Origin of the sequence: Floridaenema aerugineum BLCC-F46 (genome assembly GCF_041929345.1) — a bacterium.
In the GTDB taxonomy this organism is placed as follows: domain Bacteria; phylum Cyanobacteriota; class Cyanobacteriia; order Cyanobacteriales; family Aerosakkonemataceae; genus Floridanema; species Floridanema aerugineum.
Genome location: NZ_JBHFNQ010000204.1, coordinates 43077 through 58413, shown reverse-complemented (window position 1 = coordinate 58413; position 15337 = coordinate 43077). Strand labels below are relative to the sequence as shown.

Below are 15337 nucleotides of genomic sequence, written 5' to 3'. Positions count from 1 at the left end.
AGTATCACTCTTTTCTGCCCATAAGTAAATAGGTAGTCATCTCTCCTTTGCCTTTAATGTGAACTGATCCTCTTAACAGGAAATTGTAGCGATCGCTTAACATTTCATAAATTTTTTCTGTAACTTGAATTTCCCCTACTATACCATGAGATTCCATGCGGCTAGCAACATTAACTGTATCGCCCCAAAGGTCATAGATGAATTTTTTTGTGCCTATTACTCCAGCTACTACAGGGCCAGTATTAATGCCAATTCTGATACTTAGATTATAGTCGTTTTTGGCATTAAAATTTATAATTTCTTGCTGCATATCTAGAGCCATTTCTACTACACATTGAACATGATCCTTCCTGGGGTTGGGAATACCACTAGCTACCATATAAGCATCACCAATTGTTTTAATTTTTTCTAAACTATGCTTTTCAGTTAGGCGATCGAACGCCGAAAAAATTTCGTTGAGTAAAGCTACAAGTTCAGTGGGAGTTACTTTTTCTGAAAGTTCAGTAAAGTTGACTAAATCAGCAAATAAAATCGTGACTTCGCTAAAGCCATCGGCAATGCTTTTTTGTCCTTCTTTGAGGCGATTAGCGATCGGTTCAGGTAAAATATTTAGTAATAAACGCTCTGACTTTTCCCGTTCATTTGCTAATTGATTATTAGCTCTTTGTAATTCTGAGGTGCGTTCAATCACACGCAATTCTAATTCTCTGGAAGTTTCGCGCAATCTAGTAATTACTAAAGTTAAACCAAAAAGTCCGAACATTGACAGCATTCCTAAAGTAATGAAAGTTCCTTGCAAACCTTCATTAGTTTTGTGCATTAAACTATCTAAAGAACTGCTAATTTCTAATACTCCTCGCACATCCCCAACTTTCCAATCTGTTTTCGGACTGCTGGGGTGTGTGTTATGACAATTTACACAACTAGGTTGCAGAATATCTGCTTGGGTGTATCGCAATTTTAGGCTACCTTTTGATTTGAAAAACCGAAAAAAAGGGCGGTCTGGATGTAATCTTAAATAACGTAATGCTTGTAATTCAAAATCATCTCTTGCACCGCCTTCTGCTTGCCGCCAAGGAAAGGGATAATCGCTGTATAATCTAACTGACATTCCCGCATTTCTTTCAATTACTTCTTTACCTAGTTCGATTAAATATGTAGCTGGTAAAGGTATAGCTCCTTCTTTATTTTTATAATCATGGGTGACAGTAATGCCGTGTATTTCTTTTACCTGATTAACAGCTTCCGAACTGTAAAGTGTACGTGCTGTTTGGATAGTTTGTGCGTATAAAGCTGCATTTTCCAGTGCTTGAGATTCGATCAAATTCCATGACAAACGAGAGACATTCCACAACGCGCCTGCAACTCCCGTGCAGAAAAGAATTGCTAAAATCAAAATAGTCCGTTTGTAGAGCAGTTTCAGCACTGTTAGTTTAGATTTTTCTCCTAATTGCTGTATTTTCTGCCCAAATACTTGCGGAGTTTGATAAAAGGTTTTGAGATTCATTGAATCTTTCCTGCTTTTTGCTCAAGCAATGTCTTAATATAAAATTTCTTAAATTACTAGTATAGATCTTTATTTTAAATTTGTCTGTATTCACTTTTAATTAGCTGTGATTCATGCTATTAATTTAATAGCAGAATCACGAATATTTTTTAATGGGGAGAGCGATCGCCACCCCACAGCGCTTTTACCAACTTATCTGTTAATTCATTTCCTAACATTTGCGCCGCCATTTTATTACCTGGATCGCGTTCAGCAATGCTACGACGGACAAATAAATCCCGCTCAAACAAAGCTTTTTGCATTGATTCTGGAACAGCTTCAGCTACATCTATCCAACCTAACCAACGATCTAACATTTCATGGGAAATTGTGCGAATTAGCGCCAATAAATCTTCTGTAGGCGGACAAGTGTAACATAAACTAATTGGCGATTGAAATAGCCGAATGTGCAAACTTTTACTGATGAATGGAGACAGACGGGAATCAGCTTGTAAAGTTAAAAATGTTTGATTAACTGGTTCATAGTAGCGATTTAAATCATCTAAATTCAGCAAAATATCGTTGCGAGGAACGTAATCAATATAAAACAGAATATTGCCAAAAGTGCTAAATTCAAACGCTAAATGCGGAACAGCAATGTGAGGTTTTAACCAAGTAGTTAAGCGCATGGTGCTAAAACCAGTTTTGGTGTTACGCAGCCAAGAATGCACCAACCAATCAATTTCTGAACCTGAAAAAGTTTTCATTGAACCTTTAACATTAGGATCAATTCCAGTATAATCTTCTAAATCTTTTGCCGAGGGATCTGGATGTAGCGTAAAACCTGCTTCTATTTTTTGGCGAAGTTCGTTGCTAATTTGCCAAAGCTGTTCAAATACTACGCTGTTGTCTAGATTTGGCTGTGGATTAACCATTGTCAATTATCTCTGCTATGTTTATGGTTTAAGCGATCGCTATTTTAACTTTAATCATGATTGACTTCACTATTTGGGATCAACTTTTGCGCCAATACGTAGATAACTTTGGTCGTGTTAATTACTCTGCTTGGCAAAGAGAAAATCATCAAACTCTGACTAATTGGTTAAAAGATTTAGAAACTTTGAATTATTCGCCCTCTTCTAACCCCAACGATCAATTAGCATTGTGGATAAATCTTTACAATGCTTTCACTGTTTCAGCAATTTTAAATCACTATCCAATTAAATCTATTTTGCCGAAAATTTGGGGTATTTCTAATTGGTTAGCTTTCCTGTGGTTTTTTAACCGTCCAGCTTACAAATTTGCCGGAAAACGTTACAGTTTGGGGAAAATAGAGCATGGAATTTTGCGTAAAAAGTTACAAGATCCGCGCATTCATTTTGCCATCGTTTGCGCTTCTATTGGTTGTCCTTTGTTACGAAATAGCGCCTATTTTCCAGAAACAGTGCAACAGCAATTAGCGGAAGATGCAAGTCGCTTTATTAATAACTCTGATAAAGTTCGCTATGATTTCCAAACTAAAACGCTGTTTTGTAGTAAAATTTTTAAATGGTATCGCCAAGATTTTCTTGCCGTTTCTCCTTCCATTCCTGATTACATTCGCACTTATTTAAAAACTGATTTACCTTTTGATGCTAAAACTCCCATTGCTTATTTACATTATGATTGGAGTTTAAACGAACAATAAGCAAAAATTTTAACGAATATCTTGATAGAACTTTTTCAAATATTCAGGCGAAACACCCAAACCCCATAAAATGCCAATGTAAAGATAGATAGCTGTAGCTTTTAAAGAACCCCAATGGGCGACTCTGCGATCGCTACTTTGCACAATCCGATTTACTTGTTTAATTCTGCCTTTTTGCACTAATTTTAAACACAAATCTGCTTCTTCCATAATCGGAATATTAACATCAAAACCCCCAACTTCTAAAAAATCACTGCGACGGCAAAACATCACTTGATCGCCAAACAAAAGCCGTAAACCTTTAACAAACAAATGGGGTTTAAAAATTAGTGGTGCGTAATAGGTTTTGAGATAGTTATGTAGAGAAATTGCCCAACGAGTTGTAGTAGCACCTGTCATCAAAGAAATGAAACCACCACAAGCAATATTTTTGTTAGTTAATGTTTGTTCAATTACTGTAACTAAGTCATCAGGAACTAAAGTATCAGCGTGTAAAAAGCAGAGAAAATCTCCGGTAGCAGCGATCGCACCTTGATTCATTTGTCGAGAACGTCCCCGGTTTTCGCAAGTAATAACTTGTACATTTGCCGCTTCCGCAATGGCGATCGTTTCATCTTTACTTCCCCCATCAACTATGATTATTTCTTTCGCTGGAGGGTCAAGCAAGCTGAGGTTTCGTAAAGTGCGACCCAAACAGCTTGCTTCATTCAAAGTAGGAATAATAATGCTAACGTCAGACATCAAAAAACTTTTCCATTCACACAGTTAAAGGTTGCAATTTTGACCTTTGAGGCATTTTCAAAATTTCCCGCGCTTGTGCTGGTGTTGCTACCTCCCGACCTAAAGTTTCTGCCATTTTTACTATCTTATCTACTAATTCACCATTATGGGGTTTACCAAAGCGACTATAAGGCCAATCTCCTAGTCCAATACCAACATGACCTCCTAAAGTAATCACCCAAGAAGCTAAAGGCATAACATCACCATTCCAACACATTACTAACCATTGAGCATCAGAGGGAATAGAACTAATTGCTGCTTGTAAATTGGGGAGTGTGGGCAAAAATCCACTGGGGATAATTTCTCCAGTAAATACTAATTCCCACAGTGTATTTTTGGAGTGAATGCCCATTTCTTGAAAACAAAGTGCAGTGCGAATTTGTCCAATATCCCAGCAAACTGTACTAACAAAAATATTATGTTCATTCAATTTTTGCAGCACTTCTCGAATGCGATCGCGTGAGTTACTGTAAACTTGATCGTATGTAGTAAATTGCTTGGTTTCTGGTTCCCAAAAATCTACATTAAAAGAGCCAAATTCCAAAGGCACCATGTCAACACCTAAAGCCGGATCTGCCTCGGCTGCGAGAATATGTCTGACGCGCTCTTCCGCACTATTTTTAGTAGTAACGTAGCCCAAAGTAGGATCGACAATTAAATCAGTTTTCTCCCTAATTCCTTGGATAACTTCTAAATAAAGTTCTACATCATTTAACCATTTTCCGCTAACAGGATCGCGTCCGTGCCAATGAAAAATTGATGCCCCCGCTTCCCAAGCACGTACCGCTTCCCGGATAATTTCTTTTGGACTGTAGGGAAACTCTGAATTATCTTTCCGGTAATCCATATCATTGCAGCGACATTCAATGATTAAGGGTAATTCACTGTTCATCATCTTGTCTCCCATGTTTTCTAAAGTTTATCTATATTGAAATATTTTTAAGTATATCGTCAAGTGTATTCTCAATTTGGGTAAAATAAATCTTTAGAGGTATGCGATCGCACCCAAAAATAATTAAAATTTGCCTGTGGACAATCGCTGGAAACATCATGAATTCTCCTGATTTTAACATCGATAAAGTGTTGCTAATTGGTGTTACGGGTGGCACAGGTGGAAACGTAGTCAAGGGATTTTTGGAACAAGGAATAACCCATCTGCGTGCTACCACCCGGAAAATTGACTTGAGTCGCCCTTCTTTAGCCAAAATAAATGATGCCGGAGTCGAACTTTTTGAGGCTAATTTAGATGATGAAAAATCTTTAGCAGCTGCTTTTACTGGAATTTCTCATGTTTATTGTCATGCCACTTCCGCTGATTTGTCTAAAGCCGATCCTTTAGAAATTGAAAGAGCAAAGCGAGTTGCTCAAATTGCTAAGAATGCCAACATCAAACATTTTGTTTATAATTCCGCAGGTGGGGCTCAAAGAAATTCAGGAATTAGTCATATTGAACAGAAATATAAAGTAGAACAAATTTTGCAACAAACAGGTTTACCAACTACTATGTTGCGTGCTTGTTTGTTCATGGAGGAATTTTGGAAAAAATACACAAGACCATCAATTCTCAAAGGTAGTTTTCCCTTTTCTATTCAGCCAAATAAACCATTACATTTAATTACAACCAAAGATTTGGGTCGTGTTGCTGCTTATGTTATGAAACATCCCGAAAAATATATTGGTAAAGAGATTGAACTTGCTGGGGATATGCTAACACCAAAACAAATGGCAGCAGAGTTTTCCCAAGTACAAGGAATTCCTGTAGTTCATAAAGAAATACCTCCTTGGATTTTCTTACTATTGTTCAGAAAAGAACTGTTTGATTTAATTCAATGGTATCGAAATAAAGGTTATCAAGCAGATGTTAAGTATTTAAGAGAAGAGGAATTTCCCGGATTGTTGACGACTTTTAAGGAATTTTTGCAAGAAACTAATTGGGCTAATCAGGAACTTACTTATGAATCTCTATAGGTACGTAGTTGCGCTTCAGCGCCAATAAGAGCGCTGAAGCGCAACAACGTACTTGGCAAGACAAATTACCAGCTTATATTTCATAATTCATTTATTAGTAGGTTCTAAATCAGGTATATTTGTATTGTAAGTTCCTGGGGGAAATTTTGTTGTCGGTGAGCTACAAGCTACATACTTATTATTAACAGAAATTACGACTACTGGATTGGTACTACAGGAAACAGGAGTTAAACCTTCTTTAGTGAAAAAAGCTGAAATTTTGTTAGTAACAGCAAAAGGAATTACTTGATTTGGTTGATTAGAAACTATTACCCAAGGCAACTGAGTTTGATTAATTTGTCTCTCATCCTCCCGTAAAATATTACCCTCTAAAGCTGGACTGGGTGATGGTGGTAAATTCGTTTGTGCATATAGTTTATTGGTTTGTGAAAGATTTGCCAACCCGAGGAAAAATATAGTACTGACCAAACTAATATATTGTGAATGCCAATACATGACAAAACCTCCATGAAAGTATCAGTTGATTCATCATTTACTTAATATTCACATTCTGCACTGTTTTTTGAAATTAATAAATTTAATTTCCTAAGAACTAATTTTTTCCAAAAAGCTTGTGAGTAAGCCTTGATTCTGTTGGACATAGGTTTGTGTCAGTGTGATTAACCGATTAATATTTTCATCACTGGCATCATCTATGGCATTTTTCATTATTTTGGGTTGCAGGCGAAAATAACGAGGCGAGGCTTCATCTTCCATTTCTGGAGGATTCATAACTTGCTTACTAATGTAATCATTAACATCAGCAGAAGCGTCCATAAGTACTTCAATTAAACGCCCTTGCCAAATCCACTGAATTAATCCCCAGGAGCGAACTTTGGCAAAAGGAATAGTTTGAGTAGCATCTCCTGTACCAATAGAAAGTACCGCAATATCTTTGATAGGATTTTCTAGTCGCAATGCTTCTGCAATTGCACAAGCTGAAGGGTTATTTGCTCCAATACCACCATCAATTAATGAGTAGGTTTTTGATTCAGCTGTGAGTAGATGGGCGGGAAAGAAAGTAGGTGCTGATGATGAACAAACGCATATTTCCCAGATGGGATTATTGCTCCAGGGTTTGTAAGTTTGCCAGTTCTTAAAAACTATGAATTGTCGATCGATCGTATCGTAAGCTGTGATTAATAATTTTGGTGATTTAATATCTCCAAATTTGGTGTAACCAAATTCGGTTTGTAACACTTCTATTAAACCTCTATCTGAGTATTTAGGTGCAGATAACCCATATTTCAGCATTAAACTCAACCGTTGGGATGATAAAATACTAGTGTAGGGGAAAATTCTTTTTCCTCTTTGGCGATACAGTTGAATAATTTCTTCGCTTTTTTTACCAAGAGCGATCGCAGCTGCTAAAATTGACCCAGTAGAAGTACCTGCAATTAAATCAAAGTAACGATTTAAAGGTACTTTGACAATCTTCTCTACTTCTGCCAAAATAACGGCTTCAATAACACCGCGAATTCCTCCTCCATCCAAACTTAATATCCGAAAAGGCATCTTTTTATTTTCCTTAAATTAGTAGTGTTGCACCCTGGTAATATCGATCGTAATTTTACCGCCAAACTCAGGAATTGGCGCAGCAGGTTTTGTTAATCTTACTCTAACTTTGGTGACTTTAATTGATTCTAGGATACTTGATGCGATCGCCTCTGCCAATTTTTCCACCAAGGCGAATTTAGCAGTCTTCACCAAACTTTTTACCTTTTCAATTGTCGTGCGATAATCCAAAGTATCGGCAATAGCGTCACTTTTTCCCGCCAGGGTTAAATCTAACCACAAAGTAACATCTACCTCAAACCATTGCCCTAAAACCTGTTCTTCCGGTAAATAACCCGTGTAACCGTAACAGCGAATACCAGTAATTTCAATTGAGTCCATAAAAATTGCCTAAACTAAATTTTCTAGTTCATTTTCTGGATAATGGCTATCAGACAAACCTATTATATCTTCCATATTACTTTGAATTGTCCGACAAATTTGGTCTAATGGTATGTCATTTGGATCGTAACCAAATGGTTCTTGAATTTCATTACCGATCTCTTCAATACCAAACAAAGCAAAACTAATTAAAAATACTAGAAAAGCCGTTAACCATTCGGAATTACTCACTAACTGAAAAGGCAAAAAGAAACAATATATCAGCAACAATCGCTTTAAATAAATCACATAAGCTAAAGGAATTGGAGTATTTAAAATCCGTTCGCAGCTAGTCAACCCTTCTACTAGTTTATCTATTAACTGATTCATCGCTGTTATCTGATAAGAATTTAAACCACCCTTTTCCCCTTGTTTGTGCAGGTAATCTCCTAGCCAACGAATAATTTCTAATGGTGGGGTTTTTACCTGTTTTAGCTTGACTAATTCTGTGGGAGTTAGCCAGGGTTCTAATTCTTCTGTTACAGGTTCTCTTCGCAAATGCAATTTAGTCGCAATAGCAAAAGCCACTAATAATTTTAATTGTTGATTTTTCTCGGTTTTATCTGTTTCTGACTCCGCCGCAACAACTGTGTAAATTTGTCTAGCTAAACTGCGAATATTGATTACTAATGTACCCCAAGCTTTGCGCCCTTCCCAAAAGCGATCGTAAGCTGTATTAGTCCGAAAAACCAGCAATAAACCTAATACTAAACTGAATACTACATTAGTAGTAATGGTTCCTAAATTATGCCAAGGTAAGGGTAATTTCGAGTAATAAATTAAGGAAATTACTAGTCCAAACAAGCTGCAAATAAAAGCACGAGGTAGCACTTTTATTGCCACCGAACCTTTTAATTGCAAAGCCATTTGAAACCAACTCATCGTTTCTTTAATTAAACTCATTGAATAGGGAAATGGAACGGGGAACAAAAAATTTATGAATTATGAGTTTTTAGTTTTGAGTTCATTCTTGATTCAACTTAAAACTCATAACTCATAACTCAAAACTTTTACTCTAGGGGCAAATCTTGGTGATGGAAAGGTTTAGCATTCTTACCACTATAACTTTCGACAATGTGACCATCTCCAGTTAATTGATATTTGTATGTTACCAAACCTTCTAAACCAACAGGCCCACGCGGAGGCATTTTTTGGGTGCTAATTCCTACTTCTGCGCCAAAGCCATAACGATAACCATCAGCGAAACGAGTGGAACAATTATGGTAAACTCCAGCTGCGTCAACTTGGGCGAGAAAAACTTTGGCAGCTTCGTTATCTTCAGTGACGATCGCATCAGTATGCCGAGAACCATAAGTGTTAATATGAGCGATCGCATCCGCCAAAGAATCCACTATCTTAATTGATAGAATCAAATCACTATATTCCGTTGCCCAATCTGTTTGAGTTGCTGGCGACATTTCGACAATTTCTCTGGCGCGATCGTCCCCCCGCAATTCCACATTTCGCCCTTTTAAAGCCGCTGCTGCTAAAGGTAGAAAATCTGGGGCAATTGACTTGTGAATTAACAAAGTTTCGATCGCATTACAAGCAGCCGGATACTGCGTTTTTGCATCCACAGCAATATCCACCGCCTTAGTAATTTCCGCCGTCGCATCTACATATAAATGACAAATTCCCTCAGCGTGTCCTAAAACTGGAATTCGGGTATTTTCCTGCACAAACCGCACAAAACTATTAGAACCTCTGGGAATAATTAAATCTACATATTCATCCAACTTTAATAATGTCGAAATTTCCTCTCTAGTTGTGAGTAACTGGACAACATTTGGCGAAACATCGGTTTTTGCTAAACCTAAACGAATCGCTTTTACCAAAGCATCACAAGAACGAATCGCTTCTTTCCCACCTTTGAGAATTACCCCATTCCCAGACTTAATTGCCAAACTAGTAATTTGCATCACAGCATCAGGACGGGCTTCAAAAATTATCCCCAAAACACCCAAAGGACAACTAACTCGCTTTAAAATTAATCCCCGATCCAACTGACGATGAATTTCCAGTTTTCCTACAGGATCGGGTAAACGTCCCACATCGCGTACACCTGCGATCGCACCTTTCAACTTAGTCTCATCCAACTTTAACCTTGCATAAAGCGACTTCGAGATCCCTTCCGCTTCAGCAGCTTGACAATCGGCACTATTGGCAGTCAAAATCTCAGGCATCATCGATTCTAACGCTTGGGCGATCGCTTCAATCGCATCATTCCTAGCAGCAGCAGAAAGCATCCCCAACTCTCTTGCTGCTTGGCGGGTAACTTGGGCAATCTCAATTAGCGAACTCGTAGCTATTTGGGAAACAGTCATGGACATTTCTCGATTTGCGGCGTATAGTCCAAGCTTAGTACAAGATTGGTCTTTCAGAGACAGGTGCAGAGTGGTGCGAGTGAGTAAAATATCCATTTTCCAGAATGCTAACCTAGTCCGCTATCTGGAATTGTTGCAAGTATTGGTAACGCGAAATCTTAAAGTCCGTTATCGCGGTTCCATTTTAGGCATCTATTGGTCATTGTTAAACCCCTTACTAATGACCGCAGCTTATACCACAATTTTTGGTATGGCATTTTTACGATATTACGAAAATTCCCTTGCCATTTATATGTTAGAAGTGTTTACAGGTTTAGTGGTAATTAACTTTTTTTCCGCAGCCACTACCCAAGCATTAACTAGTGTAGTCTGCAACGGGGGATTATTGAATAAAATTCGCTTGCCAATCAATGTTTTTCCCCTATCCATGATTGCTGCGAATGTCTTTCAGTTTGTCTGCGGTTCCTTGCCATTTTTAGTAATTGCCACATTAGTAACTTCCCAAAGTTTAATTAATGTGTTAGCTTTGATCCTGCCCTTATTATCCTTAGTTTGCTTTTGTGCAGGAGTGGGATTGATTGTCAGTGCGCTATTTGTTTTCTTTCGGGATTTGCCATATTTCTATGAATTAGTTGTGTCCCTAATGTGGTTTAGCTCTCCCATATTTTACCCAATAGAGATTGTTCCGGCAAATATTAGACCAATTTTAGCCCTTAACCCCCTCACTTGGATTATTGGCAGTATTCGTCAGATTGCCTTGTCAGGAGACTTACCAGACCTCAGCTTAATTGGCACTTCTTTGTTCACTAGTTGTGTAGTTTTAGCTGTAGGATGTAAATTGTTTGATAGTTGGCGATCGCAATTTATGGATTTATTATAAATGCAAGCAATCTGCTTAGAACAAGTATCCTTATGGCGCAGAACCCAAGAAGAGTTTTCTTATGACTTGAAGAAAACAATTTTGTCAGTTCTGGAAGGCAAATATCATAAACCCATCAAAAAGTTAGTCTTAGATCGGGTTGATTTAACCATAACAGCAGGCGAAAAAGTAGGCATTATTGGTGTCAATGGTTCGGGAAAATCCACCCTGCTAAAAGTGATTTGCGGAATTTTAAAACCAACGCACGGTCAGGTGAAAGTCTGGGGAAAAATCGCGCCGATGATTGAATTAGAAGCAGGTTTTGATCCAGATTTATCGGTGATCGATAATATCATTTTGTATGGGGTAATGCTGGGATTTTCTCAAAAACAAATGCGCCAAAAAATCGATTCGATTTTAGCTTTTGCGGAATTAGAACAATATGTTTCAGTACCCTTAAAAGCTTTATCATCTGGAATGGTAGCAAGGTTGGGTTTTGCGATCGCCACTGATATCGAACCAGATATTTTAATTTTAGATGAAGTCCTTGCAGTCGGTGACGAAAGATTTAAAAAGAAATGCAAACAGCGCTTAAAAAATTTCTGGGATGCTAATGCTACAGTTCTTCTGGTATCCCATGAATTAAATTTAGTTGAGCAATTTTGCGATCGGGTAATTTGGTTAGACCAAGGTAAAATCAAATCTATTGGTTCAGCCAGCGAAGTCATTGATTATTATCGGGATATGGTCAGTTTAACAACCCCCACTTTCGTGTAAAAATTCCCCTTCCTAAAGTTTTACTAACAAAGGCTGACAACCATCCCTTCCCTGAGTATTGATCGAAACAGATATACTCCGTTAGGTTGATGAATATGTCACTGCAAGCAGGCATGGAAGCCATTAAGCAAAAGCGTTATCAAGAGGCGATTAATCTCTTGGAAAAATTTTGTGGGCAATGTTTAGACGATCGATCTGAAGATTATTTGCGGGGGCGAATGTGGTTAGTAGCAGCTTATCAAAAGACTAACCAAAATCAAAAAGCGATCGCCTTATGTCAGCAACTTAGCAAAAGCACCAATCCCAAAGTTTCTCAATGGGCAAAACAAACCTTAGAATCCCTAAATCCATCAAATTCATCAGCGATTACTAATACTAAACGTGCAGCAGGCTTAGGTGTCAAACTAGCAATGGGAGGTGTAGGTGGAAATCTCGCTTTAGCCTCCATTGTCACCATGACATTATTATTTGGCATGGTGTTTGTGTTAGCTTTAGCTGTTGTCTTTATTTACAATAGTGAAAACCCAACTTTGGGATTGGGAATTGCGATCGCTTTTACCTTAATTTTCAATCTCGCCGCTTTTTTCCTATCACCTTACTTGATGGATATAATGCAAAGCTGGCTGTATAAAACTCGCTGGATAGACTTAGCAGAACTAGAAAGCAAAAGTCCCGAAACAGTAGCAGTAATTCAGCGAGTTTGTGCCGAAAAAAACCTTAAACAACCCCGTTTAGGAATAATTGACGACCAAAATCCCACCGCTTTTACTTACGGTTCTTTACCCAACAGCGCCCGTTTAGTAGTCAGCGAAGGACTGTTCACCTATCTAAAAGATGACGAAATTGCCACCGTTTACGCCCATGAATTAGGTCATATTGTACATTGGGATTTTGCGGTAATGACAGTAGCCGCAACATTAGTCCAAATATGTTATTTGCTGTACGTCTTTTTGCGAGAATTAGGCAGTGGAAATAGCAACAATAGCGCCAAAGATGCTGCCGGGGGAATTGCTTTAGCCGCCTATTTGTTTTATATCATTGGTACTTACTTAATCCTGTACTTGTCTCGCACTAGAGAATACTTTGCCGATCATTTCGCCGCCGAAACTACAGGCAATCCTAACGCATTATCTCGCGCCTTAGTGAAAATCGCTTACGGCATTTTAGAAGAAAGTCAACAAAACAAAGAACCAAGTAAATTAATAGAAGGTACTCGCGCTTTAGGAATTTACGATCATAAAGGTGCAGCAGCAACCGGAACTGCTTATCGCGCCGCCTCTCGTCCAGAACAAATCGGAAGAGTCTTTCTTTGGGATATGTTTAATCCTTGGGGTTGGTGGATGGAATTAAATTCAACTCATCCATTAACCGGAAAAAGAGTTCGCGCCTTAAGCACTTATGCCGAACAACTAGGTTTAGAAACCGAGTTTGACATGAGTCGAGTCGTGCGAGAAGGTAACACTTTGAACAAAGGGAAACTTTATGGTAACTTTGTGTTGGATATCTTCCTTTATCTATCGCAAACAATTGGTTTCTTCACTGGGTTAGCGATCGGAATTATCCTCTTGATCCAATCCCCAGAATCAGTACAAAGCTTTGGTTTATTGTTAGCTTCTCCGTTAATTGGTTTAGGAATAGGAACATTATTCAAAACCTTTGTTACCTATCCTGATTTCAGTCACGCCGCTGACACAGATATGATTTCGTTAATGTCCGATCCTTATGCCAGTCCTTTGCGTGGTAAACCTGCAAAATTACAAGGCAAACTGATCGGCAGAGGCGACGCAGGTTACGCCTTTGGTTCAGATTTAATGTTGCAAGAACGCAGTGGTTTAATGTATTTACATTATGCTTCTCGGTTTGGTTCGATCGGTAATTTCTTGTTTGGCATGAAACGAGTTAAAAGCCTAATTGGATCGGAAGTGAACACTTTAGGATGGTTCCGTCGCGGCATCGGATCTTGGATGGATTTAATCCGTTTAGAAAGTACCAACGGCACAACTGTCAGAAGTTACCATCGTTTTTGGGCATTAGTTTTTGGTAGTGGCGCAATTATTTTAGGCTTGGCTATTATCCTGCTTTTGCGCTAACCATAATACCCTTCATCCAAAACCTTGTAGAGACGTTATATATAACGTCTCTACATATATAACCTCTCTACATTATGCAATATCTCAGTTTAAGATAAATCTTTGCCTTTTTTAGCACAACTATCCAAAGCGAAAATGCTCATAGTCAACAACCCTAACAAAGTTCCAGGTTCAGGAACTCGTTTGGAAACAGAAACCTCTACATTCCATGTAATACTTTGCTCTAAACGATCGCGTTTAATTCTCACCCAATCTGTAGGATCAAAAGCTTTAGCTGTAATCTTGTAAAAACCTGGATCGAAACCATAATTTGCCAAATCAAACCACTGATTTATAGCACCAGGTATTAAAATATCATTCACATACCAGTTAACATTAATCACATTGGGATCTATAGGCTTTACCCAAATTCGATCGGGATTAAATAAAGTAATGGTATTGTCCAGCCAACTGTCCAAAGGATTTACTAAATCATAAATATCTAAAATAATCTTTTCTCGACTTACCGCATCAAAAAGCTGACCTAAACTCCGCATTTTAGAATTCATAGAAGGTCGAAACAAACCTCTTTGGTAAAAACCAGCACCCTCATAAGCACCAATAACTCCAATACCCGGTTGAACATAACCTAGCCACTGTGACCACTTATCTCCTCTAGGAGATTTAGTAATATTAATTGCTGTGGGTTCTGGACCCGTATAAATTGCTAAATCGTTATAATCATATTCATCAGCTAACTTATTAAAACTATGTCCTAACTCATGGAGTGCAATTTCTGTAGAATTGCTATTTCCACCCGCATAAACAGCAAAATATCCACCACCCCCTCCATATTTAGTATCATTAACAGTTAATAGCCGAACTTCTGCTAATGAAAGGTCAGGTAGATTATTGACTAAAGCTTGGTTAGCTTTTGCTTCATTAATATAAAGTAAACGCTCCGTTACTCCGTCAAAATAGTAACTCGCATCCAATGCAGTATTGCGGAAAATACCATTAGGAGGAATATCTGCTCCCCTTTCCGAGGAAATAATATCTAAACGGTGAACATTAAAAAAGTTCTTATACCTGGGATATGGGTCTTCATTTCCAAAAAACATCCAATTCAGCATCGCATTAATATCATTGTTGTAGGTGGTATTAATATCTGCTGCTGTATAACCATCTCCCAGAAACACTATATCAACTCGGTTACTTGATGGCCCATTATCCCACAGTTTTAAGTAAGCGCCTTGAGCAACCTCTGGGATTACCAGTATCATACTGATAGTAGCTGCTGATAATTTCAGGGATTTTGATACAAATTGTAACATGGCTCTTCCGCAAATTTACTAGTACTATTCAACAGTAAGTTTAGCTATTACGGAAGTATTGAGTTTATCCTCTTCAAAA

At 38.1% G+C, this 15337-nt stretch carries 15 protein-coding genes; 5 read left to right on the top strand and 10 right to left on the bottom strand.

The genetic code is table 11. From position 1 onward, the window contains the following. Nucleotides 1-4: 4 nt before the first annotated feature. Together ACE1CC_RS26940 and ACE1CC_RS26935 are read right to left on the bottom strand one after the other, a co-directional pair. Nucleotides 5-1507, bottom strand: coding sequence for an adenylate/guanylate cyclase domain-containing protein (locus tag ACE1CC_RS26940; RefSeq protein ID WP_413273516.1), 1503 nt, complete (start codon nt 1505-1507; stop codon nt 5-7). A gap of 149 nt (nt 1508-1656) precedes the next feature. Beyond that, on the bottom strand, nt 1657-2421 hold the full coding sequence (locus ACE1CC_RS26935) for a hypothetical protein (RefSeq protein ID WP_413273515.1): 765 nt from the start codon (nt 2419-2421) through the stop codon (nt 1657-1659). A gap of 56 nt (nt 2422-2477) precedes the next feature. Between ACE1CC_RS26935 and ACE1CC_RS26930 the strand changes: the two genes are divergently transcribed. Beyond that, nucleotides 2478-3173: a DUF547 domain-containing protein gene (locus tag ACE1CC_RS26930; RefSeq protein WP_413273514.1), complete on the top strand. Its 696-nt coding sequence runs from the start codon at nt 2478-2480 to the stop codon at nt 3171-3173. A 9-nt stretch (nt 3174-3182) separates the two neighbouring features. Here the strand turns inward: ACE1CC_RS26930 and ACE1CC_RS26925 are convergent, their stop codons facing one another. Together ACE1CC_RS26925 and ACE1CC_RS26920 are read right to left on the bottom strand one after the other, a co-directional pair. Beyond that, complete coding sequence (locus tag ACE1CC_RS26925; RefSeq protein ID WP_413273513.1) at nt 3183-3914, bottom strand: TIGR04283 family arsenosugar biosynthesis glycosyltransferase; 732 nt, start codon at nt 3912-3914, stop codon at nt 3183-3185. A gap of 16 nt (nt 3915-3930) precedes the next feature. After that, nucleotides 3931-4848, bottom strand: a complete 918-nt coding sequence (locus ACE1CC_RS26920) for a beta-keto acid cleavage family enzyme (protein ID WP_413273512.1) — start codon at nt 4846-4848, stop codon at nt 3931-3933. A gap of 155 nt (nt 4849-5003) precedes the next feature. Here ACE1CC_RS26920 and ACE1CC_RS26915 point away from each other — a divergent pair, with 155 nt between their 5' ends. Next, on the top strand, nt 5004-5921 hold the full coding sequence (locus ACE1CC_RS26915; protein WP_413273511.1) for an NmrA/HSCARG family protein: 918 nt from the start codon (nt 5004-5006) through the stop codon (nt 5919-5921). 87 nt (nt 5922-6008) lie between these two features. Here ACE1CC_RS26915 and ACE1CC_RS26910 read toward each other — a convergent pair whose 3' ends face one another. The 5 genes from ACE1CC_RS26910 to ACE1CC_RS26890 all read right to left on the bottom strand — a co-directional run bounded on the left by ACE1CC_RS26910 (nt 6009) and on the right by ACE1CC_RS26890 (nt 10315). Beyond that, nucleotides 6009-6416, bottom strand: coding sequence for a hypothetical protein (locus ACE1CC_RS26910; protein WP_413273510.1), 408 nt, complete (start codon nt 6414-6416; stop codon nt 6009-6011). A 90-nt stretch (nt 6417-6506) separates the two neighbouring features. Then, nucleotides 6507-7475 (bottom strand): CBASS cGAMP-activated phospholipase, encoded by a 969-nt coding sequence (locus tag ACE1CC_RS26905; protein ID WP_413273509.1) that lies wholly within the window; start codon nt 7473-7475, stop codon nt 6507-6509. Nucleotides 7476-7493: 18 nt separating this feature from the next. Then, on the bottom strand, nt 7494-7856 hold the full coding sequence (folB, locus tag ACE1CC_RS26900; protein ID WP_413273508.1) for a dihydroneopterin aldolase: 363 nt from the start codon (nt 7854-7856) through the stop codon (nt 7494-7496). Nucleotides 7857-7865: 9 nt separating this feature from the next. After that, nucleotides 7866-8777 (bottom strand): bestrophin family protein, encoded by a 912-nt coding sequence (locus ACE1CC_RS26895; RefSeq protein ID WP_413273507.1) that lies wholly within the window; start codon nt 8775-8777, stop codon nt 7866-7868. Nucleotides 8778-8905: 128 nt separating this feature from the next. Next, nucleotides 8906-10315 carry a glutamate-5-semialdehyde dehydrogenase gene (locus tag ACE1CC_RS26890; protein WP_413273506.1) on the bottom strand — a complete coding sequence of 470 codons (1410 nt, stop codon included), beginning with the start codon at nt 10313-10315 and terminating at the stop codon, nt 8906-8908. Between ACE1CC_RS26890 and ACE1CC_RS26885 the strand changes: the two genes are divergently transcribed. The 3 genes from ACE1CC_RS26885 to ACE1CC_RS26875 all read left to right on the top strand — a co-directional run bounded on the left by ACE1CC_RS26885 (nt 10293) and on the right by ACE1CC_RS26875 (nt 13945). Further along, nucleotides 10293-11099 (top strand): ABC transporter permease, encoded by an 807-nt coding sequence (locus tag ACE1CC_RS26885; RefSeq protein ID WP_459563924.1) that lies wholly within the window; start codon nt 10293-10295, stop codon nt 11097-11099. The two genes, ACE1CC_RS26890 and ACE1CC_RS26885, sit on opposite strands and share 23 nt — an antisense overlap. Further along, nucleotides 11100-11855: an ABC transporter ATP-binding protein gene (locus ACE1CC_RS26880; protein WP_413273504.1), complete on the top strand. Its 756-nt coding sequence runs from the start codon at nt 11100-11102 to the stop codon at nt 11853-11855. Between the two features lie 95 nt (nt 11856-11950). Beyond that, nucleotides 11951-13945 (top strand): M48 family metalloprotease, encoded by a 1995-nt coding sequence (locus ACE1CC_RS26875; protein WP_413273503.1) that lies wholly within the window; start codon nt 11951-11953, stop codon nt 13943-13945. 89 nt (nt 13946-14034) lie between these two features. Here the strand turns inward: ACE1CC_RS26875 and ACE1CC_RS26870 are convergent, their stop codons facing one another. Further along, nucleotides 14035-15258 carry a M64 family metallopeptidase gene (locus ACE1CC_RS26870; RefSeq protein WP_413273502.1) on the bottom strand — a complete coding sequence of 408 codons (1224 nt, stop codon included), beginning with the start codon at nt 15256-15258 and terminating at the stop codon, nt 14035-14037. Nucleotides 15259-15337: the final 79 nt, after the last annotated feature.

Bases quoted from the DNA above. Each gene is read 5' to 3' on its own strand.
- ACE1CC_RS26915 (WP_413273511.1), top strand. From the start codon at position 5,004: ATGAATTCTCCTGATTTTAACATCGATAAAGTGTTGCTAATTGGTGTT.
- ACE1CC_RS26930 (WP_413273514.1), top strand. From the start codon at position 2,478: ATGATTGACTTCACTATTTGGGATCAACTTTTGCGCCAATACGTAGAT.
- ACE1CC_RS26910 (WP_413273510.1), bottom strand. From the start codon at position 6,416: ATGTATTGGCATTCACAATATATTAGTTTGGTCAGTACTATATTTTTC.
- ACE1CC_RS26875 (WP_413273503.1), top strand. From the start codon at position 11,951: ATGTCACTGCAAGCAGGCATGGAAGCCATTAAGCAAAAGCGTTATCAA.
- ACE1CC_RS26925 (WP_413273513.1), bottom strand. From the start codon at position 3,914: ATGTCTGACGTTAGCATTATTATTCCTACTTTGAATGAAGCAAGCTGT.
- folB (WP_413273508.1), bottom strand. From the start codon at position 7,856: ATGGACTCAATTGAAATTACTGGTATTCGCTGTTACGGTTACACGGGT.
- ACE1CC_RS26895 (WP_413273507.1), bottom strand. From the start codon at position 8,777: ATGAGTTGGTTTCAAATGGCTTTGCAATTAAAAGGTTCGGTGGCAATA.
- ACE1CC_RS26920 (WP_413273512.1), bottom strand. From the start codon at position 4,848: ATGATGAACAGTGAATTACCCTTAATCATTGAATGTCGCTGCAATGAT.
- ACE1CC_RS26890 (WP_413273506.1), bottom strand. From the start codon at position 10,315: ATGGATATTTTACTCACTCGCACCACTCTGCACCTGTCTCTGAAAGAC.
- ACE1CC_RS26905 (WP_413273509.1), bottom strand. From the start codon at position 7,475: ATGCCTTTTCGGATATTAAGTTTGGATGGAGGAGGAATTCGCGGTGTT.
- ACE1CC_RS26870 (WP_413273502.1), bottom strand. From the start codon at position 15,258: ATGTTACAATTTGTATCAAAATCCCTGAAATTATCAGCAGCTACTATC.
- ACE1CC_RS26880 (WP_413273504.1), top strand. From the start codon at position 11,100: ATGCAAGCAATCTGCTTAGAACAAGTATCCTTATGGCGCAGAACCCAA.
- ACE1CC_RS26935 (WP_413273515.1), bottom strand. From the start codon at position 2,421: ATGGTTAATCCACAGCCAAATCTAGACAACAGCGTAGTATTTGAACAG.
- ACE1CC_RS26940 (WP_413273516.1), bottom strand. From the start codon at position 1,507: ATGAATCTCAAAACCTTTTATCAAACTCCGCAAGTATTTGGGCAGAAA.